Source organism: Thermocatellispora tengchongensis, assembly GCF_014202315.1.
In the GTDB taxonomy this organism is placed as follows: Bacteria; Actinomycetota; Actinomycetes; order Streptosporangiales; family Streptosporangiaceae; genus Thermocatellispora; species Thermocatellispora tengchongensis.
This window is the reverse complement of sequence record NZ_JACHGN010000012.1, coordinates 197346-221672: the sequence shown is the minus strand read 5'-3', so window position 1 is coordinate 221672 and position 24327 is coordinate 197346. Positions and strand designations below refer to the sequence as shown.

The window sequence follows — 24327 nt, the reverse complement described above, 5'->3', positions numbered from 1 at the left end:
GGGGAGAGGAAGTACCTGATGTTGCGACGAGTCGCCACCACCGCGGCGGCGGCGATGGCCGTGGGCGCCCTGGCGCTCGCGACGGCCGCGCCGGCGATGGCCGATCCCGACATCGACGTCGGCCACACCAAGCTGTGGTTCGACGCCGGGCCGGAACCGGCGCACGCGCACCGCCCGCTGTACCTCGGCGGCAAGCTGCAGGTCCGGTGCGAGGAGGACTACATCGACGGCTTCGTGTCGGTGCACCACGCCGACTCGTGCGAGGACTACGAGCGCTGGCACCGCCTCGCGGGCAAGAAGATCCACATCCTGTTCCTGCCGCGGGGCGAGCACCGCTGGGAGTACGTCGACACGACCCGGACCCGCCGCGACGGGTCCTTCCACCTCAAGGTCCCGGCCTACTGGTCGGGCACCTGGAAGGCGGTCTTCGACGGGGCGCGCGGCCTGGCCCCCGCCTCGGCGACCGACTACGTGAAGGTCATCCGCCACTGACGCGGCGCGCGGCGCCCGGTCCGAAGGAGAGGGACCGGGCGCCGCGCCGTGCGCGGGAGGGGATCAGCCCGAGCACGCGGCCCCGTTCAGCGTGAACCCGGTGGGCGCCGGGTTGCCGGAGGTGAAGGAGCCGTTGAAACCGAGGGTGATCGTGCCGCCGGCCGAGACGTTGCCGTTCCAGGGGGCGTTGCGGACGGTGATCCGGGTGCCCGACTGCGACCACTCGCCGTTCCAGCCGTTGGTCACGGTCACGCCCGAGCCGACCGTGAACGCGACCTGCCAGCTCGACAGCGCCCCGCCGCCGTTGCGTACCGACAGCTCGGCGGTGAAGCCGGAGTTCCACTCGTTGACCTTGCGGTAGGTGACCGAGCACGCGCCGCCCGTGGGCGTCACCGTCGGGGTGACGGTGGGGGTCACCGTGACCGTGGGGCTCGCGGTGGGCGCGGCCTGCGCCAGCTCGTACGCCCGCTGCGGCACGAACTGCCCCGCGCTCGCGATGCACCCGTCGGCCTCGCCCGGCAGCTTGATCCACAGGAACGCGTCCACCATCGAGTCGCCGGTCTGGTCCGTGCTCGGCGTGCCGATCGCGCGGCCGGGCGGGTCGCACCACTCCGAGCCCTGCGGGCCGTTGCCGTTGCGGCTGGTGTCGACGACCGCCCGCAGCCGGGACACGCCGGTGGCGGCGATCACGGCCTTGGCGTAGTTGACCTCGTCGGAGGTCCACCGGTAGTTGGAGACGTTGGTGGAGATGCCGTCGGCGCTGTTGGCGATGTCGGCCGCGACCAGCCGGGAGGCCATCTCGCTGGGGGACAGCCAGGCCGAGTGCGCGGCGTCGAAGTACACCTTCGCCTGCGAGGAGCCCGCCTTGAGCCGCTTGCCCGCGTACGCCATGGAGGCGCGGACCTCGGCCTGCTGCGAGGCGTTCATGCAGTTGGTCATCAGGGCCAGCACGTCGGGTTCGAGGATGATCGTGGCCCGTCGCCCGCCGAGGCCCGCGGCGACCTGGTCCACCCACTGCCGGTACGAGGCGTGGTCGGGCGCGCCGCCGCTGCTGGCGCCGCTGCAGTCGCGGTTGGGGATGTTGTACACGACCATGATCGGGATCTTGCCGGCGGACGCGGCGGCTCCCACGAAGGCGTCCACCTGTGCGCGCACGGTGGACGGGTTGTACGCGGTGAACCAGCGCGCCTGCGGCACGCTCGCGATGCGGTCGCGGATCACCGGGGTGCGCGAGTCGCCGGGGTTCTGCGCCACCCACTTGGCGGCCTGCGTCTCCGGATCGACGTAGAAGGGCGAGTCGGCCGCGAGCGCGCCCGCCTGCGTGACCGCGGCGCCGGCGGTCAGCGTGACGGCCGCCACGGCCACGGCGGCGACGATGGAGCGTAACGACATTCGGCTGGGTTCCTTCCTGATGGGCGGGAGGGCGGCGGCCGCGGCGATCATGGGAGCGCTCCCATTTGTCGCGGACTCTATGCCCGGCTCCCGGGCGGCGGAAAGGCCGCGCCCGCGGGCGCCGAGCCCCGCGTCCCGCTCCGCCGCAGGCAGGCGCCGCACTCGCGCCTCTGTGACGTGGTGAAACTTTCAGCTCCCGCACGGCATGATCGAAAATGCGTGCGAATAATCGCGTATAGTCGGCGGTATGGACGGCGTATTCCAGGGATCGTTGCTCGACCTCGACACCGAGATCGGCCCCGGCCCGCTGGGCGCGACGGTGCGCCGCACGCCCCTCGCCCACGGCGCCTGGATCGACGTGCGCCGCGGCTGGATGGGCGGCGCCGACGCCCTGTTCGAGCGCCTGGCCGACACGGTGCCCTGGCACGCCGAGCGCCGCAAGATGTACGACCGGGTGGTGGACGTCCCCCGGCTGCTGAAGTTCTACGACGAGGGCGAGCCCCTGCCCGACCCGGCTCTCGACGCCGCCATGGCCGCCCTGAACGAGCACTACGGCCCCGAACTGGGCGAGCCCTTCCGCACCGTCGGCCTGTGCTTCTACCGCGACGGCCGCGACAGCGTCGCCTGGCACGGCGACCGCATCGGCCGGGGCGGCACCGAGGACACCATGGTCGCCATCGTCTCCGTCGGCACCCCCCGCTCCCTGCTCCTGCGCCCCGCCGGCGGCGGAGGCCCCACGATCCGCCACGACCTCGGACACGGCGACCTCATCGTCATGGGCGGCAGTTGCCAGCGCACCTGGGAACACGCCATCCCCAAGACCAGCCGGCCCACGGGCCCCCGCATCAGCATCCAGTACCGCCCACGCGGAGTCCGCTGACGGCGCCGCCCTTTCGCCGCCCCCAAAAGCCTGACTGGAATTCCCGCACGAATCCACCGGGAAAAGGCGAGAGGCGCCCGCCGATCCGGAACCGTCGCCGGCCGCGACCCGATACCCCGAAACCGAGCCGGTGAAATCGCCGAGCGGAACCGCCCCGACACTTTGCGGCCGAAGGGGTGGAAATGTCCCGAGACCTGGAGCGTCAGCCGCAGCCGGATACGGTGCCCGAAGGCGCCGACGCACCCGGGCCCTGTCGCACAGCGGGCGGACAACAATCGAGGAGGGGCACCTTTAGTCTCATGGCGTCCCCCGGTCCGGCCCGCGGACCGCACCCTTGGCCGGGAGCGGGCGGCCGGGGGAGGGCCCGGGAGCCCGCCGCCGGGAGGAGCGGCGGCCCGTAGCCGCCCGGAATGCGTGGCCCGGGGGTGGAGCCGCCGGACTGCGTTCCGGGGCGGGGTGGGGGCGGGTCCGGGGGGATCGGCGGGTCGGTGCCGTTCGGGATGTGTGGCTGGGGGTGGAGCCGCCGGACTGCGTTCCGGGGTGGGGTGGGCGCCGGGTCCGGGGGGATCGGCGGGTCGGTGCCGCCCGGGATGCGTGGCGGGGGCGGAGCCGCCGGACTGGGATGCGTGGCCGGGGGCGGACTTGCCGGGCCCGGTGCCGACCATCGGCGGCGTGAAGCCGAAGCTCCTCGCCGCCCACCGCGCGGGCGTCGCCACCGTCCTGATCCCGGCATGGGCCACCGCTCCCGCAGGACCCCGCGCTACCTGCTCGGTGCGCGTAGGGCGCGGGGCCGAGGGGGGAATCGCCGGGCCGGAGGCGTGAGGGTGGGGGCGGCGGCTCGCAGGTCGCCGCGCCCGTGGGCGTGGAATGTCGGTGCGGGGTGCGAGACTCGCGCGCATGGACGATCAGGTGGGGCTGCGCGATGTCGAGGCGAGCGATCTCGACGTCTTCTTCGAGCAGGAGCACGATCCCGAGGCGGTGCGGCGGTCCAGGTTCCGGCCCCGTGAGCGGGGCGCCTTCATGGCGCACTGGAAGGACGCGATCCTGGGCGATCCGACGGTCTTCGTGCAGACGGTCACGGTGGGCGGTGAGGCGGCGGGTCACATCGTCGCCTGGTGGGAGGGCGAGCGGCGGTTCCTCGGCTACTGGCTGGGGCGCGGCTACTGGGGGCGGGGCGTCGGGACCAGGGCGCTGACGCTCTTCCTGGCCCTGGAGAAGACCCGCCCGCTCCATGCCGACCCGTTCGCGGGCAACGCCGCCTCGGTGCGGCTGCTGGAGCGGGCCGGGTTCACGCGCGCGGGGACCGTACGGCACGGCGGGCAGGAGCACGTCATGCTCGTGCTTCGCGAAGACGGATAAATCGTAATCTGTCCAGATATAAGAATAGATGGTGGCGATGGTCGGGAAGCAAAGGTGAGCGCGAATAGGGTTCTGGTAATTCGGCGATAAATAAAGTGCGGACATGGCCCCGGTGTTAATCTCGGGAAGGTCGTCAATCGGGGAGTCCGACCCTTGCTAAGGGGAAGGCGGGGGGATGTCAGCACAATCGGTCTCACGCCGTCCGATACCGGATCTCGGCATGCGGGCAGCCCTGTTCGCGGGCGAGGGCGAGATGGCCGCCTGCATGCGGAGCCTCGACTGGGGCCGCACGCCGCTGGGCGAGCCGGAACAATGGCCCGAAAGCCTGCGCAACGCGGTTCGGATCGTGCTCGGGTCCCGGTTCCCGATGTTCGTGTTCTGGGGCCGGGAGCTCTACCAGCTCTACAACGACGCCTACCTCCCCATCCTGGGCGAGAACAAGCATCCCCGCGCGCTGGTCCAGCCCGCCGCCGAATGCTGGCCCGAGATCTGGGACGTCGTGGGCCCCATGTTCGAGAGCGTCCTGGCCACCGGCGTCGCCAACTACGTCGAGGACCAGCTCCTGTGGCTGCAGCGCAACGGCTTCGTGGAGGAGACCTACTTCACCTACTCCTACAGCCCCGCCCCCGACGACGACGGATCGGTGGGCGGCGTGTTCTGCGCCTGCTTCGAGACCACCCGGCGGGTCCAGGGCAAGCGCAGGCTCCAGCTCGCCCGCGACGCCGCCGCCCGCGCCGCCGGGGGCACGACCGCCGACGACGCCTGCGCCCGCGCCGCCGAGGCCCTGGAGGGCAGCCCCGACCTCCCGTTCGCCCTCTTCTACCGCGTCCCCGCCGACCCGGCCCGTCCCCCCGAACTCATCGCCGAGTCCGGCCTCTCCTGGCCCGCCGACCCCGCGCTCCTCCGCGACCCGGCCGCCTGGCCCCTCCGCGAGGTCCTCACCACCCCCGCCTCGCCCGCCACCGGCCCTTCCTCGTCGGTCGCGCCCGCCCCGGCTCCGGCCGCCCCCGTCGCTTCTTCTCCGGCCGAGCCGGCTCCGGTCGCTTGTGCTGGTTCCTCCTCGGTCGTGCCCGCTCCGGTCCCGGCCGGTCCCGGTGCATCCTCTCCGGTTGCCTCCGTCGGTTCGTCCCCGGTCGTGCCCGCTCCTGTTCCGGGCGGGTCCGCTCCCGTCCCGGCTGCTGCCGCCGTCTCTTCCTCGGTTGCGTCCGCTCCCCTTCCGGCCGGGTCCGCTGCTGCTTCCCCGGCCGCGCCCGCTCCGGTCGCCGCCTCCTCCGCCCAGGCCGCTCCGGAGGCGCCGTTCGCCGACGCCCCTCCCGCGATCGCGGAGTCCCCGGCCGTGCCTTCGCCGGACTTGGCGGCCTCGGTGGCGGCCTCCCCGGTGGTGTCCGCTTCGGTCGCGGCTTGCGCGGTTCCGGCCGATCCGGAGGCCGCTTCCCCGGTGGTGCCGGCCTCGGGCTCGCGGGCCGCCAAGGCCGAAGCCGATGTGGCGGGCCCGGCCTCGGCCGCCTCGGCGGCCCTCGCTTCGGGGCCGTCGTGTGCGGGGCCGCCCGTCTCGGTGACGTTCGCCCGGGTTCCGGGTGCTTCGCAGGCGCCTGCGGCGGTTCCGGCGTCCTCGGCCGGGCCCGACTCGGTCGCGGCCTCCTCCGTTTCGGCGTCCTCGACCCAGGCCGCCGCGATTCCGGCGACTCCCGTTCCGGCCTCCTCCAGCGGTCCCGCCGCCTCCGAGGGCGGGCGGTGCGCCTCGGAGGGCTCCGGCGGGTCCCGGGGCGTCGAGGGGGCGGTCTCCACAGCCCCGCCCCCGCTCTCCGCGCACCTGTCCCTGGCCGCGACGGCCCCGGCCGTGCGGACCTCGGTGTCGGTCTCCGTGACGCAGGCGCCCGAACCTGCGGCCGTCGCGACCGTGACGGCCGCGGCCGGTGCCGGGGTGACCGTGACGGGCCTGGCGGCGCGTACCGCCGGGCGTACGCCGCCGGGGCTGGCCGGGGTGCCCGACCGGGCGCACGTGGTGCCGCTGCCTGCCGGGCGGCCCGACGGCGACTCGCTGGTGCTGGTCGCGGGGCTGAGCCCCAACGCCGCCTTCGACGAGGACTACCGCGACTTCGTGGAGGTGCTCGCCGATACCGTCGGCGCCGCCGTGGCACGCGCGGGGGCCCATCGCGACGCCGTCGCGCGGGCCGAGGCGCTGGCGCGGCTCGACCAGGCCAAGACGGCGTTCTTCGGCAACATCAGCCACGAGTTCCGCACCCCGCTGACGCTGATGCTGGGCCCGCTGCGCCAGGTGCTGGCGCGCATGGACGACAGCGACCCCAACCGGGCCGACGTCGAGGTGGCCGAGCGCAGCGCGCTGCGGATGCTGCGCCTGGTCAACACGCTGCTCGACTTCTCCAGCATCGAGGCCGGGCGCATGGTCGCCTCCTTCGAGCCCACCGACGTCGGCACGGTCACCGCCGAGCTGGCGGGGATGTTCCGCCCCATCGCCGAGGCGGCCGGGCTCGAACTGGTCATCGACTGCCCGCCGCTGCCGCCGGAGGTGTACGTCGATCCGGGGCTGTGGGAGAAGATCGTCCTCAACCTGATCTCCAACGCGTTCAAGCACACGCTCTCCGGCCGGATCACCGTCGCCGTGCGGCCGGGCGAGGACGAGTGCGCGCTGAGCGTCGCCGACACCGGCGAGGGCATCCCGCCCGAGGAGGTGCCGCGGGTCTTCGAGCGGTTCCACCGGGTGCAGCACTGCGGCGGGCGCAGCGTCGAGGGCACGGGCATCGGCCTGACCCTGGTACGCGACCTGACCGAGCTGCACGGCGGCGAGGTGCGCGTCGAGAGCGTCCTCGGCCGGGGCAGCACGTTCACGGTCACACTGCCCCGCGGGCGCGCCCACCTGCCCGCCGACCAGGTCTCCGAGCACCCCGCCGGGCCGTTCCGCGCGGTGTCCGCGCCGCTGTTCCTGGCCGAGGCCGAGCGGTGGGGCGCCGGCGACGCCGCCGACCACGCGGCGCCGAACGACGAGGACGTCGCCTCCCCGCCCGACGCCGCCTCCGGAGCCGGCCCGGCCCCCGCGCTGGTCGGCGACTTCGACGAGCAGGTCCTGATCGTCGATGACAACGCCGACATGCGGGCCTACCTGCAGCGCATCCTCGGCGAGCACTGGCGCACCACCGCGGTCGGCAACGGCGCCGAGGCGCTCGAGCTGATCCGCACCGGCGAGTACGCCCTGGTGGTCGCCGACGTGATGACCCCCGGGCTCGACGGCCTGGACCTCGTCCGCGAGGTGCGCGCCGACCCCGCCACCGAGTCCGTCCCCGTGGTGCTGCTGTCGGCGCGCGCCGGGGAGGAGGCGGCGGTCGAGGGCCTGGCCACCGGCGCCGACGACTACCTCACCAAGCCCTTCGCCAGCCGCGAGCTGCTGGCCCGGGTGGGCGCCCACCTGGTGATGTCCCGGCTGCGCCGCTCGGCCACCATCCAGCTCGACGCGACCGAGCGGAGGTTCCGGCAGATGTCGGACGCCGCGCCGGTGCTGATCTGGTCGGCCGACGCGAAGGGCGAGTGCGACTTCGTCAACCGCGCCTGGCTCGACTACACCGGGCGCACCTTCGAGGAGGAGCTCGGCGAGGGCTGGGCCGAGTGCGTGCACCCGGCCGACGTCGATGCGCTGTGCGCCATCTACAACGAGGCGTTCACCTACCGGAGGCCCTTCGACGTGGAGTACCGCCACCGCCGCGCCGACGGCTCGTACGGGTGGGTGATCGCGCGCGGAGTGCCGCGGATCGACAGCGACGGCGTGTTCTGCGGGTTCGTCGGGGCGTGCACCGACATCACCGAGCGCAGGCGCAACGAGGAGCGGCACCGCATCCTCGCCGAGATCACCGCCGGGCTGGACACCCGGGCGTCCCTGGCCGACCAGCTCGGCCGCACTGGAACGATCCTGGTGCCGGCGTTCGCCGACCGGTGCACCCTGGAGGTCCCCGCGCCCGACGGGCGGCTGCTGCAACTGCTCGACGTGCGCCAGGAGGGCGGCGGCCCGGCCGAGGTCACGGTGCCGGAGGAGGCGCTGGAGCAATGGCTGGAGGCGGGCGGCCAGGGCCCGGCCGAGGCCACCGGGCCGCCCGCGTGCCGGGCGGTGCCCAACGCCGTCGTCAGCCCGATCTCGGTCCAGGGGCGGGTCCTCGGCGCGCTCACGCTGGTCGGCAGCGCGGGGCGGCCGGCGTACGAGCGGGAGGACCGGCTGTTCGCGGCCGAGCTGGCCCGGCGGCTCGGCCTGCACCTCGACTACACCCGGCTGCTGCACGTCGAGCGGGTGGCCCGGCGCGACGTGGAGCGGGCCGCGGCCCGCACCGCCCGGCTGCAGGAGATCACCGCCGACCTGTCGGGCGCGCTCACCGCCGACGAGGTCGCGACGGTCATCGTGCGGCACGTGATGCCGATCACGGGCACGTCCGCGCTGGTCTCCATGCCCGACGAGAGCCGCACCCTGGTCACGATCGCGGTCTCCGGCGACGAGCCGCGCGATCGCGACGGCTTCCCCGGCGAACTGCCCGGCGAGCTGGCCCGGGTCATGCGCGACCGCATGCCGTGCTGGCACGCCGTCACCTCCGAGGGCCGCGGCTACGCGCTGCTGCCGATGGCGGTGGAGGACCAGGTGCTCGGCGTGCTGGGGGTGCGGCTGCCCGAGGGCCGCCGGCTCACCGGGGCCGAGCAGGACGAGCTGATCGCCATCGCCGGGCTGGGCGGGCGGGCGGCGCAGCGCGCGGGCCGGTTCGACATCGAGCACCGCGCCGCGGCCACGCTGCAGCACAGCCTGCTGCCCGAGCGGCTGCCGTGCGTGCCGGGCCTCGACACCTGGGCCAGCTACATCACGGCCGCCTCCGACACCACGATCGGCGGCGACTGGTACGACCTGCTGCCGCTGGAGGACGATCGCATCGCGGTGGTGATCGGCGACGTCTCCGGGCACGGCGTGGCCGCCGCGGCCGTGATGGGGCAGATCCGCAGCAGCCTGTCGGCGTACCTGATGGAGGGGCATGACCCCGGGCAGGCGCTGGTCAGGACCGCGCGCATGGCCGAGGCGCTGGAGCCCGACCTGATGGTGACGGTCTGCTGCGGGGTGCTGCACCTAGAGAGCGGCATCCTCGAATACGCCAACGCCGGTCACCCGCCGCCGCTCGTGTGCCGGTCCGACGGGCATGTCGGCTATCTGCGCTCGGCGGTCTCGCCGCCGCTGGGGATCGGCGAGCGCGAGCCGTACCAGACCTTCCGCGAGCCGCTGCCGCCGGGCACCACCCTGGTGCTGTACACCGACGGGCTGATCGAGCGGCGGGGCGAGTCGATCGACGAGGGCATGACCCGGCTGGCCGAGCGGCTCGCCGAGTCGCGCGGCGACCTGAAGGAGCTGGGCAAGCGGCTGTTGCTGCCGATGCTCGGCGTCGAGGGCACCGACGACACCGCGTTGCTGCTGGTGCGCACCAACGGCGCGCCCCTGTCGCTGCACCTGGAGTTCCCGGCCGACGGCGGCAACCTCGCCGACCTGCGCCGCACCCTCGCCAAGTGGCTGTCGGCCGCCCACCTGACCGAACTGGAGGAGTTCGAGTTCCTGCTGGCCTGCAGCGAGGCGGTGTCCAACGCGGCCGAGCACGGCTACGCCTTCCAGCCCGGCGTCGTCACCGTCGATGGCCGCATCAGCGCCGGCCAGGTCGAGATCCGCGTCTCCGACCAGGGCACCTGGCGCGACCCCTGCAGCTCTGACCGGGGCCGCGGCATCCCGCTGATGCGCGCCGTGATGGACTCCGTGACCATCGACCCCGGCCCCTCGGGCACCACCGTCGAGATGCGGCGCAGGCTCCGCCGCAAGGAGTGCTCATGAGCACGCTGGTCCACTTCGTCACCCACGCCACCGGCGAGCACGCCGAGCTGGCGGTGCACGGTGAGATCGACGCCTCCAACACCGCGCTGCTCCACGACGCCATCCAGCAGGCCGTGCACGGCGGCCGGGCCGTCCTGGTGATCGACCTCACCGCGATCACCTATCTCGACAGCGCGGGCATCAACACCCTGTTCCGCATCCACCGCGACCTGACCCGCACCGGCGTGGAGCTCCACCTGGTCGCCCCGGTGGGCTGCTGCTCCCGCTACGCCCTCAACCTGGTCTGCGCGCAACGGCTCGTCCCCATCCACGACTCCCGTCCCGAGCTCCGCTCGCTGCCCGTGGCCCGGGCGAGCGGCGCCGCCGCGCGTACCTGACAGGATCTGACAGGTTCACCGGAGAGGATGGGCCCGTCCGTGACGAGATTCGGGATTCAGGAGGGCTGACGTGGCGGTTGCCGGCGGGACGTTCGAGGTCGTCGTCTGGGACGAGACGCCGTACGACGAGCGTGCGGGGGCCAAGCTGAGCCGGGTGCACATCGAGAAGACGTTCCGGGGGGACATGGAGGGCGCCAGCACCACCGACATCGTGACCGCCGTGGCGGAGGGGGAGAAGTCCATGGCCTACTCCGGGTTCGAGCGGTTCGACGGCACCCTCGGCGGGCGGCGCGGCACCTTCGTGCTCGGCCATGTGGCCACGGCGCTCGGCGGGGAGCGGTCCCTGGACTGGACGGTGCTGCCCGACTCCGGCACCGGCGAGCTGGCCGGCATCCAGGGGCGGGGGACCATCGAGGTGGACGACGAGGGCGTGCACACCTACACGCTGGAGTACGAGGTCGGCTGACCGGTCACCCCGCCGGCACGGGCCGGTTGTGGTGCGCGATCCCGGCGGGGGCGGGTCGCGTTGTGCGGTCGCGTCAGCGGCGGGGGCGGGTCGCGACTGTCCGGTCGCGTCATCGGCGGGGGCGGGTCGTGTTGTGTGGTCGCGTCATCGGTGGGGGCGGGTCGTGTTGTGTGGTCGCGTCACCGGTGGGGGCGGGTTGCGTTGTGCGGTCGCGTCACCGGCGGAGGCCGGGGCGCGGCGGTCACTCCGCCGGTGGGAGCAGGTTGTGCCGGGCGGCCAGGACGCCGGCGTGGAAGCGGGTGCGGGCGCCCAGGCGTTCGGTGAGGGCCTGGACGCGGCGCTGCACCGTGCGCGGGCTCAGCCCGAGCTGGCGCGCGATGGCGTCGTCCTTCAGGCCCGCGGCGAGCAGCGTCAGGACGTCGGCGTCCTGGTCCCCCGCCGGCGCCGGCGCGGCGGACAGCGCCCGCGAGGCCGAGAGGGCCGGTGAGGGCGACAGCGCCGACGGGCCCGGCAGCGCCGACGGTGACGCGGCCGACGGGGGCGCGTCGAGCGCCGCGGGCAGGGGGATCGCGGTGCGCCACACCGCCTCGAACAGGCCGATGAGGGCGTCGAGCAGCCCCGACGGGTGGACCACCAGCGCGGTCTCGACCGCGCGGTCCCCGTCGGAGACCAGCGGCAGAATCGCCGTACGCCGGTCGGCCACGGCCAGCTTGACCGGCACATGGCCGAGCCGCGCCTCCTCTCCCTCGGCGATGGCCCGGCGGGTGTGCTCCAGCATGCCCGGCACCTCGAAGGCGTTGGGCCCGTACACGCCGCGCGTGCGGGCCCGCTGCGCGGTGGAGCCGTCCTGGCCCGCGTCGCTGATGTCCACCGCGTACGGCGGGCTGACCAGCACCAGCAGCTCCTCGGTGGCGGTGCGTTCGAGCTGCAGGAAGCGCCGCCCCACGGCGTCGCGGCCGGTGATGACCTCCAGGACCTCCTCCGGGTGCGGGCCGGTGCGCGCGGCGACCTCCGCGGCCAGCAGCGCCGCCGAGGCCCGGCTGTGCGCGATCTCCTCCTGGCGGCGCGCCACGAGCACGTCCACCGCGATGCCCGGCGGCGTGGCCACCAGGCGCAGCGGCCGGCCCGCGACCCGGGACACCAGGCCCAGGTCCTCCATCCGGGGCAGCATGCGGCGGATCGCGGTCGCCGACACCCCGGCCGCGGCGGCGAGCGCGGTCAGCGTGGCGGGGCCGTGGCGCAGCAGCGCCCGGTAGGTGGCCTCCTCGGCGGCGCCGACGCCGAGCCCTTCAAGCAGTCGCCGTTCGGCCACTCGCCGTGTCCCTTCTCCCTGCGGACCTTCGCATCTTAGGGGTGGCGCCCCCGCCCTCGTTGGCGGATTCACGACATGTCGGCATTTGGCCAGGTGTAGCTCATGGACAGCGCCCCCGCCCGCCCATTAGGAAAGCGTTGATCCGTTCAACCGGGTTCCCGGGGGAGATGCGACCGCGGGCGGCGTCCCTGCGCGCCGTCTCGCGTCCCCCGGGGCCCGGCCCGCCTGGACGCCGCCGAAGCCGGGGGAGAACCCCCCAGGCCGGCGGCGGCCAGGGCGTACGGGCCGCGCCGACCGGCACGCCCATACGCGCGGGCGCCGTCGCCGGGGGAGGACGGCGGCGGCGCCCAGCGGCGCATTCCGGCCGTGATCAGGTGGACCGGGCGGCGCGGCGGCTCAGGAAGGCGTTCACGCCCGACCGCGCCAGCCCGGATTCGTCCACCTGCCCGGCCGCCCGCGTCTCGGCGGCGAAGGCGCGCTCGACGTCCTCCAGGCTCGGCCGAAGGAGCGCGAGGTGCACGGCCGTGGCCGAGCCGGGCCGGCTCCACCGGCGCACCAGGCCCACGGCGGCGTCCACCAGGCCGTCCGCGGGGACGATCTCGTCCAGCAGCCCCGCCGCCACGGCCTCCTCCGCGCCCAGCCGGGCGGTGTCCAGCACGAGGCGCAGCGCCCGCCCGCCTCCGGTCAGCCGCGGGAGGAGCAGGCCGGCGGCGTTGGAGACCGGCAGGCCGATGCCGTTCTCGGGCAGGAAGAACTCCGCGGCGGGGGAGCCGATGCGGGCGTCGAAGCACAGGGTCCACTCGAACGCGCCGCCGACCGCGATGCCGTTGACGGCGGCCACCACGGGCACCCGGGTCTCCAGCACGGCGCGGGTCATGTCGTGGAAGACCTCCACCTCCTCCACGAAGCCGCCCGGGAGCAGCTCGGCGGCCTGGCGCAGGTCCTCCCCGGCGGAGAACGCCCGGCCGCTGCCCGTGACCACGATGCCGTCGGCGCGGGAGCCGTCGCCGAAGTGGCGGACGATCGCGGCCAGCTCCCTGCGCATCTCGGTGGTGAGCGCGTTGAGCTTGTCCGGACGGTGCAGCGTGACCACGGCCACGTCGTCGCGGACCCGGGTGGTGATGTGTCCGGAGTCGATGCCCCAGTCGGTCATATCTCCGCCTTTCTCGGTTCGCCGTCCGCCGGCAGGTCCGCGGCCGCGTACGCGCCCGCCCGCTGGTCGCGTCCGGGCGCCAGCAGTTCGCGCTTCCTGATCCGGGCCGAGGGCGTCATCGGGAACTCCGTCACGAACTCCAGGTAGGCCGGCACCTTGAACCGCGCCAGGCGCCGCGCGGCGTGGGCCAGGATGCCGGCAGCGGTGCCGGCGTCCGGCTCGTGGCCGGGGCGGAGCTGGACGAACGCCTTGGGCAGCTCGCCGAACAGGTCGTCCGGGATCGGCACCAGCGCCGCCGCCAGCACCGCGGGATGCCCGTTGAGCACGCTCTCCACCTCGGCGCAGGAGATGTTCTCGCCGCCGCGGCGCACCATGTCCTTCAGCCGGCCGGCGTGGTGCACGTGCCCGCGGGCGTCGCGGAACCCCAGGTCGCCGGTGTGGTACCAGCCGTCGCGGAACACCCTCGCCGTGGCCTCGGGGTGGTTCCAGTAGCCCGCCATCATCGGCCGGCCGCGTACCAGGATCTCCCCGGCCTCGCCGTCGGGCAGGGTCCGGCCGTCCTCGCCGGCGATGCGCACCTGCTTGCCCGGCGGCGGCGTGCCCATGGAACCGGTGCCGACCGTGGCGGCGTCGTCCGGGTGGACCAGCAGGTCCAGCCCGCTCTCGGTGGAGCCGTACAGCTCGCGCCACGGCACGCCCCACCGCTGCTCGAAGTGCGCGTGCAGCTCCGGGGCGATGCCCGAGCACAGCACCAGCCGCATCCGGTGGTCCCGGTCGGCCGGCCGCGGCGGCTGCTTGGACATCAGCAGCGGCATCGTCCCGAGCACGTACGTCACGGTCGCGCCGTGCTCGCGGGCGGAATCCCAGAAGCCGGAGGCGGAAAAGCGCGGCAGCGTGACGTGCGGGACCCCCGCCATCAGGCACATCAGCGCCGTCCACTGCGGGTCCATGTACGAGAACGCCTGCGCCATCATCACGACGTCACCCGGGCCGAGGCGGCAGGCGGCGGCGGTGTACCAGGCGGTGCGCAGCCAGTAGTCGTGGGAGAGCATGCACGCCTTGGGGAAGCCGGTGGTGCCCGAGGTGTACTGGAAGTTCACCACGTCACCGGGCTGGTGCCCCGTGTACGCCGGCCCGCCGCCGGGCGCCGTGGCCTCCAGCTCGGCGAACGTGACCACCTCCCGCAGCGTCGCGACACCGGCGGCGACCCCGCGTACCGGTTCGAGGTGAGCGTCCGAGGTGATCGCCAGCACGGCCCCCGAGTCGCGCAGCACGTGCGCCAGGTCGGCCTCCCGGTAGCGGACGTTGACCGGCACGGTGATCGCCCCGGCCAGCATGATCCCGAACCAGCTCAGCGGCCAGCCGGCCACGTTCTCCATCATGATCGCGACGCGCTCGCCCGGCCGTACGCCCCGCGCCGCCAGGGCCCGCGCCAGCCGCGCCGACCTGGCCCGGGTCTCCGCGAAGCCGAGCGACTCGCCGCCCAGCCGCAGGAACTCACTGCCGCCGAACCGCTCCGCGGCCTCGCCGAGCAGCCCGGCGATCGTGCCCCACCGAGGTTCCTCCACCTGCGCCCTCCTCAGCGTCTCATCCGGCGAGATCCGCCGCCTCGTCCCAGGGCGGCTCCCACGGCAGCGGCGGGACCAGCGACAGGTCCGGTGGCGGTGTGTCCCCGGCGGTCACCGGCACGCCGTCCCGCCGCGCCCGCACCGCGCGCAGCCCCATCTCCACGAACTCCAGGCACACCCGCTCCAGCGCCGCCGGCCCGCCCGGCCGGTACCACTCGCTGGTCCCCGTGCACATGGCCATCAGCCCGAGCCTGGTCAGCCGAGGGTCGCCGATCCGGAACACGCCCTCCTCGACCCCGCGCGCCAGCACCCGCCGCCACTCGTCCTCGTACGCGTCGCGCAGCGCGATGATCTCCTGGTACGCCGCCGAGCCGGGTGTCAGCGACCGCAGCTCCCCGTCCATCACCCGCGTCACCATCCGGTGCAGCCCGTGCGTGGCGGTGAGCGACGAGATCAGGATCGCCAGCGCGTCCTCGGGCCGCACCACCCCGCGCAGCCCCCGCCGGGTGGACGCGATGAGCCGGTTCTGCCCGGCCCGCATGATGTCCGCCAGCAACTCCTCCTTGCTGGAGACGTGGTGGTAGATCGCCGCGTTCGTCAGCCCCACCAGCCGCGCGATGTCCCTGACCCCGGTGGCCGCGTATCCGCGCCGCGCGAACAACAACACCGCCGCCGTCCGAATCCGCAGATCCGCATCCACCGACCGATCGGCGAGCAGCGTCCCTACCGAACGTTCGCTCATACCGACGAACGTAACGATCAACCGCAAAGCGGTCAATAGCCACATCCATCCTTCAAAAGGACGCCGAGGGCAAGGGGGAGCGGTGCCCGCCCTCCAAGGCCACCGGGGGGAAGAGGGCGCACGCGCCAACCCCGGCCCTGCATACCCCGCCCGGCCACACCATCGCCGCGATGGGGAGTGTGGGCGGTGGAGCGGTGAGGTGGGGGTGCAGGGGCCGTGCTGCGTGGTGGGCCGGCGCCCGGTCCCGGTGCGGTAGGGCGGGGCGTGCAGGGGCCGTGCTGCGTGGTGGGCCGGCGCCCGGTCCCGGTGCGGTAGGGCGGGGCGTGCAGGGGCCGTGCTACATGGTGGGCCGGCGTGCGGTCCCGGTGCGGTAGGGCGGGGCGTGCGGGGGCCGCGGTGCACACCGCCGGGGGAGCGGGCGAGCTCCTGGACGCCGCCATCGCGGCGCCGGTCACCCGCCCGGCGCGTGGGGGCGGCTTGGGCCGGGGGGCCTGTGCGCCCGCACGGGGGGTGAGCGACGGGCCCACGGGGCCGGTTGCGACGCTCCGAGCGGTGGTGGCCGGGGCGGGTGCGCAGAGGGCTGTGGTGCGGGCGAGGTGGGTGTCCCACGGGCCGTGCCCGCCTCAACGCCCGCGTTGCGCGGGCTGAGCGTGGCGCGTGGGCCTTGCCCGCGCCCGGGGGACGCCGCTCGGTCGGCGGCTGGGCGGCTCGTGCCCGTGCGGCCCGTGCCCCCGCTCACTCGGCCCGTGCCGGGCCGCGTCGCGTTACGGGCCGCGCCGGGGCCGGACGGGCGCCGCCTACCCGGCGTCCGGCGCGGTGACCGGAGGCCGGAAGGGCGGCCCGCACTGCCCCCCGGGGGCCGGGGGACGGTGCGGGGGGTTCAGCCCTTGTAGTTGAAGATCTGGTGGAGGGTGTGCTGGATCTCCACCAGGTCGCGCTGGTCGGCCATGACCTGGTCGATCGGCTTGTACGCGTCCGGGTGCTCGTCCACCAGGGACGCCGCGCGGTCGGCGTTCCAGGTGCGGCCTCGCATCGCCTTGGTGAGGGACTCGGGGGACAGTTCGCGGCGGGCCCGGTTGCGGGACATGCGGCGGCCCGCGCCGTGGGAGCAGGAGTGGTACGACTCGGGGTTGCCCCGGCCGCGGACGATGTAGGAGCGGGTGCCCATCGAGCCGGGGATGACTCCCTCGTCGCCCTTGTCGGCCTTGATGGCGCCCTTGCGGGTGATCCACAGTTCGCGGCCGCCGTGGACCTCGCGCTGGGTGAAGTTGTGGTGGCAGTTGATCACGCGTACGCGCCCGCTCTTGCCCACGACCTGGAACAGCGCGTTGACCAGGACCTCGTTCATGCGGGCCCGCGAGGCCATGGCGTAGCGCTGCGACCACAGCATGTCCTCGATGTAGGCCGCGAACTCCGGGGTGCCCTGGGTGAAGTAGGCCAGGTCGGGGTCCTCCAGGCCGGCGGCCTGGCGCTTCATCAGGTCCTTGGCGCCCGCGATGTGCTTGGTGGCGAGCTGGTTGCCGATGCCGCGCGAGCCGGAGTGCAGCACGGTCCAGACCCGGTCGCGCTCGTCGAGGCAGACCTCGGCGAAGTGGTTGCCGGAGCCGAGGGTGCCGAACTGCAGCCCGGCCGTCTGCTCCTGCTTGGGGGTCAGGTCGGTGTGCGGGCGGCCCAGCGCGGCCAGCGCGGTGTCCACCGCCGGGTCGTCGTGGCCCTTGCCGACCCCGGCGGGGATGCGCCGGGCGACCAGCGGCATCAGCGCGCGCAGGTCGTCGGGGAGGTCGGCGGCGGTGAGCGTGGTCTCGGTCGCGACCATGCCGCAGCCGATGTCGACGCCGACGGCGGCCGGGATGACGGCTCCCTCGGTGGGGATGACCGAGCCGACCGTCGCGCCGATCCCCAGGTGGGCGTCTGGCATGAGGGCGACGTGGCCGGACACGAACGGCAGGCGGGCGGTGCGCGCGGCCTGCTGGATCGTCTGCTCGTCGATCTCACTGGCCCACGACACCAGGTTGGGTGCGGGGTGGTTCGGCATGATCGGTCTCCTTCGGATGCGAGATCCAGTGTGCCGGTGCCGGGCGAACGGCCCCACTCATTTATTGGACCGCCACGGGGACGGCCGCCGGGAATCGGGAGCCCCCGGACGGCGTTGCGCGTTTGATGAGGGCGAGGCGGGGCGGCGATCAGGCACGCCCCGGCAGCGCGTAGGCTTCGGGTAATCGTTTGCGAGTCAGGGAGGTTCGGCCTGTGCTGGTGGACTCGTTCGGCCGAGTGGCGACCGATCTCCGGGTGTCCCTGACCGATCGCTGCAACCTGCGGTGCACCTACTGCATGCCGCCCGAGGGGCTGGAGTGGCTGCCCAAGCCCGAGCTGCTCACGGCCGACGAGATCGTGCGCCTGGTCCGGATCGGCGTCGAGCGGCTGGGCATCACCGAGGTGCGCTACACCGGCGGCGAGCCGCTGCTGCGCCGCGAGCTGGTCGAGATCGTGCGCCGCACCACCGAGCTGCGCCCCCGCCCGCAGGTCTCGCTGACCACCAACGGCATCGGCCTGGCCCGCCTGGCCGGGCCGCTGGCGGAGGCCGGGCTCGACCGGGTGAACGTCTCGCTCGACACCCTCGACCGCGAGGTGTTCGTCAAGCTGGCCCACCGCGACCGGCTCCCCGACGTGCTGGCGGGGCTCGCCGGCGCGGCCGGGGCCGGGCTGCTGCCGGTGAAGGTCAACTCGGTGCTGATGCGCGGGATCAACGAGCACGAGGCCGCCCCGCTGCTGCGCTACTGCCTGGAGCACGGCTACGAGCAGCGGTTCATCGAGCAGATGCCGCTCGACGCCCAGCACGGCTGGCGCCGCGAGAACATGGTCACCGCCGACGAGATCCTCGCCATGCTCTCGGCCGAGTTCGAGCTGACCCCCGACGACCCGCGCGAGCGCGGCAGCGCCCCGGCCGAGATGTTCCTCGTGAACGGCGGCCCGGCCCGCGTGGGCGTGATCGGGTCGGTGACCCGCCCCTTCTGCGGCGCCTGCGACCGGGTGCGGCTGACCGCCGACGGCCAGATCCGCAACTGCCTGTTCGCCACCGAGGAGTCCGACCTGCGCGCCGCGCTGCGCTCGGGCGCGAGCGACGACGAGCTCGCCGAGCGGTGGCGGGCCGCGGTGAGCCGCAAGCGCGCCGGCCACGGGATCGACGACCCGTCCTTCCTGCAGCCCGCCCGCCCGATGTCGGCCATCGGCGGCTGAGCCGCCGCCCCGGGCCATGCGCTCCTTCGACGCCGTGGTGCTGGCCGGCGGCCGGGCCGAGCGGCTCGGCGGGCGCGACAAGCCGGGCCTGCGCGTCGGCGGCGCCGCGCTGGTGGAGCGCGTCGTCGCGGCCGTACGCGGCGCGCGTACGGTGGTCGTGGTCGGCCCCGCACGCGGTGGCCTGCCCGCGGGCGTGGTCTTCGCCCGCGAGGAGCCGCCCGGCGGCGGCCCGGTGCCCGCCCTGCGCGCCGGCCTCGCGGCGCTCGCGGAGTCCCCGGCCCCGTGGGTGGCGCTGCTGGCGGGCGATCTTCCCTTCCTGCGCCCCGAGCACGTCGCCGTGCTCGCCGGGGCGGCGGCCCGCAACGGGGCCGGCGCGGTCCTGGAAGACGACGAGAGGCGCCCGCAGTGGCTGGTGGGTGTCTGGAGCCGGGGACGCCTCTCGGTGGCTCTGGAGGCGTATCAGGGCCGCTCGCTGCGCGGCCTGCTCGGCCCGCTCGGCCCGGCCCTCGTCCGCCTGGAGCCCGGCGCCGCCGGAACCCCGCCGTGGTTTGATTGCGACACCATGGACGATCTTCGCCTCGCCCGCGGCCTCGCCGGGACGGGACCCGCCGGGGAGGCGGGCGGGGCAGGGACTGAAGGAGCGCAGCCGCATGAACGTGCTTGAGGAGTGGACGGCGCTGGTCTGCCGCGAGCTGGGCATCGACCCGGAGAAGGTGGACCGCGACATGGTCCTGGACCTGACCAAGGAGGTCGCCCACGGCGTCGCCCGCCCGGCCGCGCCCCTCACGGCGTACCTGCTGGGGCTGGCCCAGGGCGCGGGCACGGCCGCACCCGGCGCCGTGGACCGGCTCGTGGAGCTGGCGCAGACGTGGGAGCGCGCGCCGCGCGAGCCTGAGTGAACGGCGAACTTGAGTGAACGGCGAGCCCGGGTGAACGGCGAGCCCGGGTGAACGACGGGCCCGGGGTGAACGGCGAGCCCGGGGTGAACGGCGAGCCCGGGGTGAACGGCGAGCCCGGGTGAACGACGGGCCCGGGGTGAACGGCGAGCCCGGGTGAACGGACGAGCCCGGGTGAAGCCGCCGGGATTCCGGGTTGACGCGGCGGCTGACTGGGCGTGTCGGAGGATCTTGACCGCCCGGTGGGATGGGCCGGGCATGAAAAAGGCGACGCCGGGTGGTTACGGGGGCAAACCACCCGGCGCCGCGTCATCGGCGTTCCGACGGGGGCCCGGAACGCCGGCACCAGCGCCCTGACGGGGGACCAGAGCGCTTGGCTAAAGCGTACACCTCCAACCCATAGGATGCGTCAAGACTTAGTCACGACCCGATCTCGCGTCGGTGCCGTGGTATCTCGTTTTGGTTAGCCTCGGCCATGTCCAGCATCGTGGGCGCGCTCTTTCCCCGCTCGTTGGCACCGATCACGGCAACGTACGGCAAAAAGACCGCGGCCGCGATGAACAGGCCGCGAATGGGCCAGGGGGCCGGCACCACGACCGCCAGGATCAGGCATAGCGTGCGGATGCCCATCTGGATGAGGTACCGCTTTTCACGCCTGCGGATATCGTCGCTCAGCGACGGCTGTGCGTCGGTCACCGCGTGCACAACCGGACGCCGGTGCCATGTCTTCACCTTTTCCACGGTAGACCTCCATTCACGGGCGGCGCCAATGCCCGGAGGGCCGCGGTGGAAGGTCATACGACCATGGCCTCGGGGTAAGGGCGGACGGCGTGCCGGTTCGAACGTACCGGCGGGGCCGGCCGGTCGGCGCTCCGGGGGCACCGCGGGCAACGGTCGTCCGGAGCGCCGATATGCGAGCCGTCCGTAATGGCGGCGGGCGGAGCGGGTCAGCTCGCCTGGCTCACCGTGGACATGTTGAAATCGGGCACCCGCATCGCCGGCATCACCGTGCGGGTGAAGTAGTCGTTCCATTCGCGCGGCAGCGTCTGACGGCTCGCGCCCACCTCGGTCATCCGCGCCAGCAGGTCTACCGGGCTCTCGTTGAAGCGGAAGTTGTTCACCTCGCCGACGACCTCGCCGTGCTCGACCAGATACACGCCGTCGCGGGTCAGGCCGGTCAGCAACAGGGTCTGCGGATCGACCTCGCGGATGTACCACAGGCAGGTCAGCAGCAGGCCCCGGCTGGTGGCGGCGATCATCTCCTCCAGGGAGCGCCCGCCCTCGGGACCGGTCATGATCAGGTTGTCGATGGCCGGCGTGACCGGCAGCCCGGTCAGCTCGGCGGAGTGGCGGGTCTGGCGCAGCCCGGCCAGCTTCCCCCCGGCCACCCAGTCGGTGGCCGCCAGCGGCAGGCCGTTGTCGAAGACCGAGGTCTCGCGGCTGGAGGCGTGCGCGATGACGAACGGCGCGCACTGGATGCCCTCGGCCGCCGGGTCGCTGTAGAGCCGCACCGGGGTGCTGGTCAGGGCCTCGCCGACCCGGGTGCCGCCGCCGGGCTTGGAGAACACCGTGCGCCCGTCGGCGGCGTCGCGCGCCCCGCTCGACCAGTACATGTACGTCATCAGGTCGGCCACCGCCGTCGGCGGGATCAGCGTCTCGTAACGTCCGGCCGGCATGTCGATGCGCACCTTGGCCCACTCCAGCCGCTGCGCCAGGGAGGAGTCCAGCGCCGCGACGTCCACGTCGGAGAAGTCGCGGGTGGCCACGCCGGTCCAGGCCGAGCGCTTCATGTCGGGCGACTTGGCGTTGAGCTCCAGCCGCCCGGTGGGCTGGTCGTGCCGGAGCCGCAGCCCCGCCGACGAGCCGACGAAGGTGCTGGTGAGCGTGTGCTCGGCGAAGCCGTACAGCCGCCTGCCGCCCGCCTCGGCGGCGGCGAACGCCTCGCCCAGCGCCGGGGCGAACCGGCTGAACACCCCGATCGAGGTGGTCGCCGGCGGCTCGGCCCAGTCGGGCGACTCGGCGGCGGCGACCAGCTCGCGGGCGTCCTCGGCCGGGCCCGCCTCCCGGGCCGCGCGGTCGGCCGCGGTCACCACGTCGGCGAGCTGGTCCTCGCGCACCGCGGCCCGCGACACCACGCCCACGCCCTCGCCCACCACCGAGATCACCGTGAGCCGGGCCGAGCGCGCCACGCCGTTGGTCGTCAGCGTGTTGCCCGCGAAGCGCAGGTTGGCGGTGGAGGTCTCGTCGGCGATCACCACGCAGCCGTCGGCGCCGCTCAGCGCGAGCGCCCGCTCGACCATCTCCTGCGGAGTCGCCCCCATCACTTACCACCCTCCTGGACGGTGTTGAGAATCCGGACACCGCGGAACAGCGCCGACGGACAGCCGTGGCTGACCGGCGCGATCTGGCCGGGCTGGCCCTTGCCGCAGTTGAACGCCCCGCCGAGCACGTACGTCTGCGGCCCGCCGACCGCCTCCATCGACCGCCAGAACTCGGTCGTGGTCGCCTGGTACGCCACGTCGCGCACCTGCCCGTCGAGCCGCCCGCCGGTGATGCGGTAGAACCGCTGGCCGGTGAACTGGAAGTTGTAGCGCTGCATGTCGATCGACCAGGACCGGTCGCCCACGACGTAGATGCCGCGCTCGACCCCCGAGATCAGCTCCTCGGTGGACGGCCCGCCGGGCGCCGGCTGCAGCGAGACGTTGGGCATGCGCTGCATCGGCATGTGGCCGGGGGAATCGGCGAAGGCGCAGCCGTTGGAGCGGCCGAAGCCCTTCATCAGCGCCATCCGCCGGTCGAGCTGGTAGCCGACCAGGGTGCCCCCGGCGATGATGTCGAACTGGCGGGTCTGCACGCCCTCGTCGTCGTAGCCGATCGTGGCCAGGCCGTGCTCGGCGACGCGGTCGCCGGTCACGTTCATGATCGGCGATCCGTAGACCAGGTCGTGGAGCTTGTCGAAGGTGGCGAAGCTGGTGCCGGCGTAGGCCGCCTCGTAGCCGAGCGCCCGGTCCAGCTCGGTGGCGTGGCCGATCGACTCGTGGATGGTCAGCCACAGGTTCGACGGGTCGATCACCAGGTCGTACTCGCCGGCCTCCACCGAGGGCGCGGCCAGCTTCTCGGCCAGGTGCTCGGGGACCCGCTCCAGCTCGGCCGGGAAGTCCCAGCCGGTGCCGGTGAGGTACTCGTAGCCGCGCCCGGCGGGCGGGGCCAGGGTGCGCATCTCCTCGAACCGGCCGTCCTCGACCTTCATCGCGGTCAGCACCGGGTGCAGCCGTACGCGCTGCTGGGTGGTGGAGGTGCCGGCGGTGTCGGCGTAGAACTTCTGCTCCTTGACCTGCATCAGCCGGGCATCGACGTGGTCCACCGACTTCAGCAGGCCGGCCGACCAGGAGGCCAGCAGCTCCACCTTGTCCTGCTGCGGCACCTCGAACGGATCGACGTCGTACGCCGACACCCACGTCGCGTCGCGGTAGACCGGCTCGGGGGCCAGCTCGATCCGCTCGCGGTTGACGGCGGCGGCGACGGCGGCGACCTCCACGGCCTGCTCGGCGATCTTCGCCGCCGCGCCCGGGGTGAGCTCGACGCCCGCGGCGAAGCCCCAGGTGCCGTTCTTGATCACGCGTACCGCGTATCCGAGGTCGTCGGCGTCGATGGAGCCGATCAGCCGGGCGTCGTACAGGCGCAGCGTCTCCGCGCGCACGCGCTCCAGCCGGAAGTCGGCGTGCTCGGCGCCCAGGTCGCGGGCGCGCTGCAGCGCGGCGTCGGCGAGCTGCCGCAGCGGCAGGGCGAGGAAGTCCGGATCGATCTGGCGCATGTCAACGATCCTAACCCTGCGATCTTGTCCCTCCCGGACAAGAGGACTACCGGCAAGTAGCCGCTACGGTCACTAGCATGAGTCGTTCTGTTCTCGTCACCGGCGGCAACCGCGGCATCGGGCTCGCGATCGCCCGTGAACTCGACGCGGCCGGCGACGCCGTCGCCGTTACCTACCGCTCAGGTGAGCCCCCGGAGGGCCTGTTCGGCGTCCGCTGCGACGTGACGAGCGCGGCCGACGTCGACGCGGCGTTCGAGAAGGCCGAGGCCGAGCACGGCCCGGTCGAGGTGGTCGTGGCCAACGCCGGCATCACCAAGGACACGCTGCTGGCGATGATGAAGGAGGAGACCTTCACCGACGTCATCGACACCAACCTCACCGGGGCCTACCGCGTCGTCAAGCGCGCCACGCGCGGCATGCTGCGCATGCGGCGCGGGCGCGTCGTGCTCGTCTCCTCCGTCGTCGCCATGCTCGGCTCGGCCGGGCAGACCAACTACGCCGCCTCCAAGGCGGGGCTGATCGGCTTCGGCCGGTCGCTGGCCCGCGAGCTGGGCTCGCGCGGCATCACGGTCAACATCGTCGCGCCCGGCTTCGTCGAGACCGACATGACCGCCGAGCTCGGCGCGGAGTACCAGGAGCAGATCCGCAAGAACATCCCGCTGGGCCGCATGGCCAGCGCGCAGGAGGTCGCGCGGGTGGTCAGGTTCCTGGCGAGCGACGACGCCGCCTACGTCACCGGGGCCGTGATCCCGGTCGACGGCGGCCTGGGAATGGGGCACTGA

The 24327-nt window shown here is 73.8% G+C and carries 20 protein-coding genes; 11 read left to right on the top strand and 9 right to left on the bottom strand.

The genetic code is table 11. The features are described from left to right. The first annotated feature begins 18 nt into the window (after positions 1–18). Positions 19–492: a hypothetical protein gene (locus HNP84_RS27475; RefSeq protein ID WP_185052808.1), complete on the top strand. Its 474-nt coding sequence runs from the start codon at positions 19–21 to the stop codon at positions 490–492. A 63-nt stretch (positions 493–555) separates the two neighbouring features. Here the strand turns inward: HNP84_RS27475 and HNP84_RS27470 are convergent, their stop codons facing one another. Then, entirely contained in the window at positions 556–1884 is a 1329-nt protein-coding gene (locus HNP84_RS27470) for a glycoside hydrolase family 6 protein (protein ID WP_185052807.1), read from the bottom strand. Positions 1885–2131: 247 nt separating this feature from the next. On the opposite strand from HNP84_RS27470, the gene HNP84_RS27465 reads away from it, so the two are divergent. The 6 genes from HNP84_RS27465 to HNP84_RS27440 all read left to right on the top strand — a co-directional run bounded on the left by HNP84_RS27465 (position 2132) and on the right by HNP84_RS27440 (position 10823). Continuing rightward, on the top strand, positions 2132–2764 hold the full coding sequence (locus HNP84_RS27465) for an alpha-ketoglutarate-dependent dioxygenase AlkB (RefSeq protein ID WP_185052806.1): 633 nt from the start codon (positions 2132–2134) through the stop codon (positions 2762–2764). 414 nt (positions 2765–3178) lie between these two features. Next, a complete protein-coding gene (locus HNP84_RS56750; RefSeq protein WP_376771963.1) occupies positions 3179–3586 on the top strand; it encodes a S16 family serine protease in 408 nt (135 codons plus the stop codon). A gap of 75 nt (positions 3587–3661) precedes the next feature. Further along, the gene (locus tag HNP84_RS27455) at positions 3662–4123 is read left to right on the top strand and encodes a GNAT family N-acetyltransferase (RefSeq protein ID WP_185052804.1); all 462 of its coding nucleotides are present in this window, start codon (positions 3662–3664) and stop codon (positions 4121–4123) included. A gap of 220 nt (positions 4124–4343) precedes the next feature. Next, positions 4344–9980, top strand: coding sequence for a SpoIIE family protein phosphatase (locus HNP84_RS27450; protein WP_185052803.1), 5637 nt, complete (start codon positions 4344–4346; stop codon positions 9978–9980). Next, on the top strand, positions 9977–10357 hold the full coding sequence (locus tag HNP84_RS27445; RefSeq protein ID WP_185052802.1) for an STAS domain-containing protein: 381 nt from the start codon (positions 9977–9979) through the stop codon (positions 10355–10357). Before HNP84_RS27450 ends, HNP84_RS27445 begins: the two co-directional genes overlap by 4 nt. Before the next feature lie 70 nt (positions 10358–10427). Then, complete coding sequence (locus tag HNP84_RS27440) at positions 10428–10823, top strand: DUF3224 domain-containing protein (RefSeq protein ID WP_185052801.1); 396 nt, start codon at positions 10428–10430, stop codon at positions 10821–10823. A 241-nt stretch (positions 10824–11064) separates the two neighbouring features. Here the strand turns inward: HNP84_RS27440 and HNP84_RS27435 are convergent, their stop codons facing one another. The 5 genes from HNP84_RS27435 to HNP84_RS27415 form a co-directional block, all read right to left on the bottom strand. After that, positions 11065–12135 carry a helix-turn-helix transcriptional regulator gene (locus tag HNP84_RS27435; protein ID WP_185052800.1) on the bottom strand — a complete coding sequence of 357 codons (1071 nt, stop codon included), beginning with the start codon at positions 12133–12135 and terminating at the stop codon, positions 11065–11067. Between the two features lie 370 nt (positions 12136–12505). Then, a complete protein-coding gene (locus tag HNP84_RS27430) occupies positions 12506–13288 on the bottom strand; it encodes an enoyl-CoA hydratase/isomerase family protein (RefSeq protein ID WP_185052799.1) in 783 nt (260 codons plus the stop codon). Then, the gene (locus HNP84_RS27425; RefSeq protein ID WP_185052798.1) at positions 13285–14856 is read right to left on the bottom strand and encodes an AMP-binding protein; all 1572 of its coding nucleotides are present in this window, start codon (positions 14854–14856) and stop codon (positions 13285–13287) included. Before HNP84_RS27425 ends, HNP84_RS27430 begins: the two co-directional genes overlap by 4 nt. A gap of 19 nt (positions 14857–14875) precedes the next feature. Continuing rightward, the gene (locus tag HNP84_RS27420) at positions 14876–15598 is read right to left on the bottom strand and encodes a TetR/AcrR family transcriptional regulator (protein WP_185052797.1); all 723 of its coding nucleotides are present in this window, start codon (positions 15596–15598) and stop codon (positions 14876–14878) included. Between the two features lie 880 nt (positions 15599–16478). Beyond that, positions 16479–17633 carry an RtcB family protein gene (locus HNP84_RS27415; RefSeq protein WP_185052796.1) on the bottom strand — a complete coding sequence of 385 codons (1155 nt, stop codon included), beginning with the start codon at positions 17631–17633 and terminating at the stop codon, positions 16479–16481. A gap of 212 nt (positions 17634–17845) precedes the next feature. Here HNP84_RS27415 and moaA point away from each other — a divergent pair, with 212 nt between their 5' ends. The 3 genes from moaA to HNP84_RS27400 are packed head-to-tail and all read left to right on the top strand — an operon-like array spanning position 17846 to position 19734. Continuing rightward, complete coding sequence (moaA, locus tag HNP84_RS27410) at positions 17846–18835, top strand: GTP 3',8-cyclase MoaA (RefSeq protein WP_185052795.1); 990 nt, start codon at positions 17846–17848, stop codon at positions 18833–18835. A gap of 16 nt (positions 18836–18851) precedes the next feature. Further along, positions 18852–19499, top strand: a complete 648-nt coding sequence (mobA, locus tag HNP84_RS27405; protein ID WP_185052794.1) for a molybdenum cofactor guanylyltransferase — start codon at positions 18852–18854, stop codon at positions 19497–19499. Next, on the top strand, positions 19486–19734 hold the full coding sequence (locus HNP84_RS27400) for a DUF6457 domain-containing protein (protein ID WP_185052793.1): 249 nt from the start codon (positions 19486–19488) through the stop codon (positions 19732–19734). The genes mobA and HNP84_RS27400 overlap by 14 nt, the downstream gene beginning before the upstream one ends. Positions 19735–20151: 417 nt before the next feature. Here HNP84_RS27400 and HNP84_RS27395 read toward each other — a convergent pair whose 3' ends face one another. The 3 genes from HNP84_RS27395 to HNP84_RS27385 all read right to left on the bottom strand — a co-directional run bounded on the left by HNP84_RS27395 (position 20152) and on the right by HNP84_RS27385 (position 23545). Continuing rightward, positions 20152–20472: a DUF3099 domain-containing protein gene (locus tag HNP84_RS27395; protein ID WP_312925794.1), complete on the bottom strand. Its 321-nt coding sequence runs from the start codon at positions 20470–20472 to the stop codon at positions 20152–20154. Positions 20473–20678: 206 nt separating this feature from the next. Further along, on the bottom strand, positions 20679–22052 hold the full coding sequence (locus tag HNP84_RS27390) for a metallopeptidase TldD-related protein (RefSeq protein ID WP_185052792.1): 1374 nt from the start codon (positions 22050–22052) through the stop codon (positions 20679–20681). After that, a complete protein-coding gene (locus HNP84_RS27385) occupies positions 22052–23545 on the bottom strand; it encodes a TldD/PmbA family protein (RefSeq protein WP_185052791.1) in 1494 nt (497 codons plus the stop codon). The genes HNP84_RS27390 and HNP84_RS27385 overlap by 1 nt, the downstream gene beginning before the upstream one ends. Before the next feature lie 77 nt (positions 23546–23622). Here HNP84_RS27385 and fabG point away from each other — a divergent pair, with 77 nt between their 5' ends. After that, positions 23623–24327, top strand: coding sequence for a 3-oxoacyl-ACP reductase FabG (gene fabG / locus HNP84_RS27380; protein ID WP_185052790.1), 705 nt, complete (start codon positions 23623–23625; stop codon positions 24325–24327).

Excerpts from the sequence above, each read along its gene's own strand:
- HNP84_RS27390 (WP_185052792.1), bottom strand. The coding sequence starts at position 22,052 with ATGGGGGCGACTCCGCAGGAGATGGTCGAGCGGGCGCTCGCGCTGAGC.
- HNP84_RS27450 (WP_185052803.1), top strand. The coding sequence starts at position 4,344 with ATGCGGGCAGCCCTGTTCGCGGGCGAGGGCGAGATGGCCGCCTGCATG.
- HNP84_RS27445 (WP_185052802.1), top strand. The coding sequence starts at position 9,977 with ATGAGCACGCTGGTCCACTTCGTCACCCACGCCACCGGCGAGCACGCC.
- fabG (WP_185052790.1), top strand. The coding sequence starts at position 23,623 with ATGAGTCGTTCTGTTCTCGTCACCGGCGGCAACCGCGGCATCGGGCTC.
- mobA (WP_185052794.1), top strand. The coding sequence starts at position 18,852 with ATGCGCTCCTTCGACGCCGTGGTGCTGGCCGGCGGCCGGGCCGAGCGG.
- HNP84_RS27400 (WP_185052793.1), top strand. The coding sequence starts at position 19,486 with ATGAACGTGCTTGAGGAGTGGACGGCGCTGGTCTGCCGCGAGCTGGGC.
- HNP84_RS27430 (WP_185052799.1), bottom strand. The coding sequence starts at position 13,288 with ATGACCGACTGGGGCATCGACTCCGGACACATCACCACCCGGGTCCGC.
- HNP84_RS27415 (WP_185052796.1), bottom strand. The coding sequence starts at position 17,633 with ATGCCGAACCACCCCGCACCCAACCTGGTGTCGTGGGCCAGTGAGATC.
- HNP84_RS27385 (WP_185052791.1), bottom strand. The coding sequence starts at position 23,545 with ATGCGCCAGATCGATCCGGACTTCCTCGCCCTGCCGCTGCGGCAGCTC.
- HNP84_RS27465 (WP_185052806.1), top strand. The coding sequence starts at position 2,132 with ATGGACGGCGTATTCCAGGGATCGTTGCTCGACCTCGACACCGAGATC.
- HNP84_RS27420 (WP_185052797.1), bottom strand. The coding sequence starts at position 15,598 with ATGAGCGAACGTTCGGTAGGGACGCTGCTCGCCGATCGGTCGGTGGAT.
- HNP84_RS27470 (WP_185052807.1), bottom strand. The coding sequence starts at position 1,884 with ATGTCGTTACGCTCCATCGTCGCCGCCGTGGCCGTGGCGGCCGTCACG.
- HNP84_RS27475 (WP_185052808.1), top strand. The coding sequence starts at position 19 with ATGTTGCGACGAGTCGCCACCACCGCGGCGGCGGCGATGGCCGTGGGC.
- HNP84_RS27455 (WP_185052804.1), top strand. The coding sequence starts at position 3,662 with ATGGACGATCAGGTGGGGCTGCGCGATGTCGAGGCGAGCGATCTCGAC.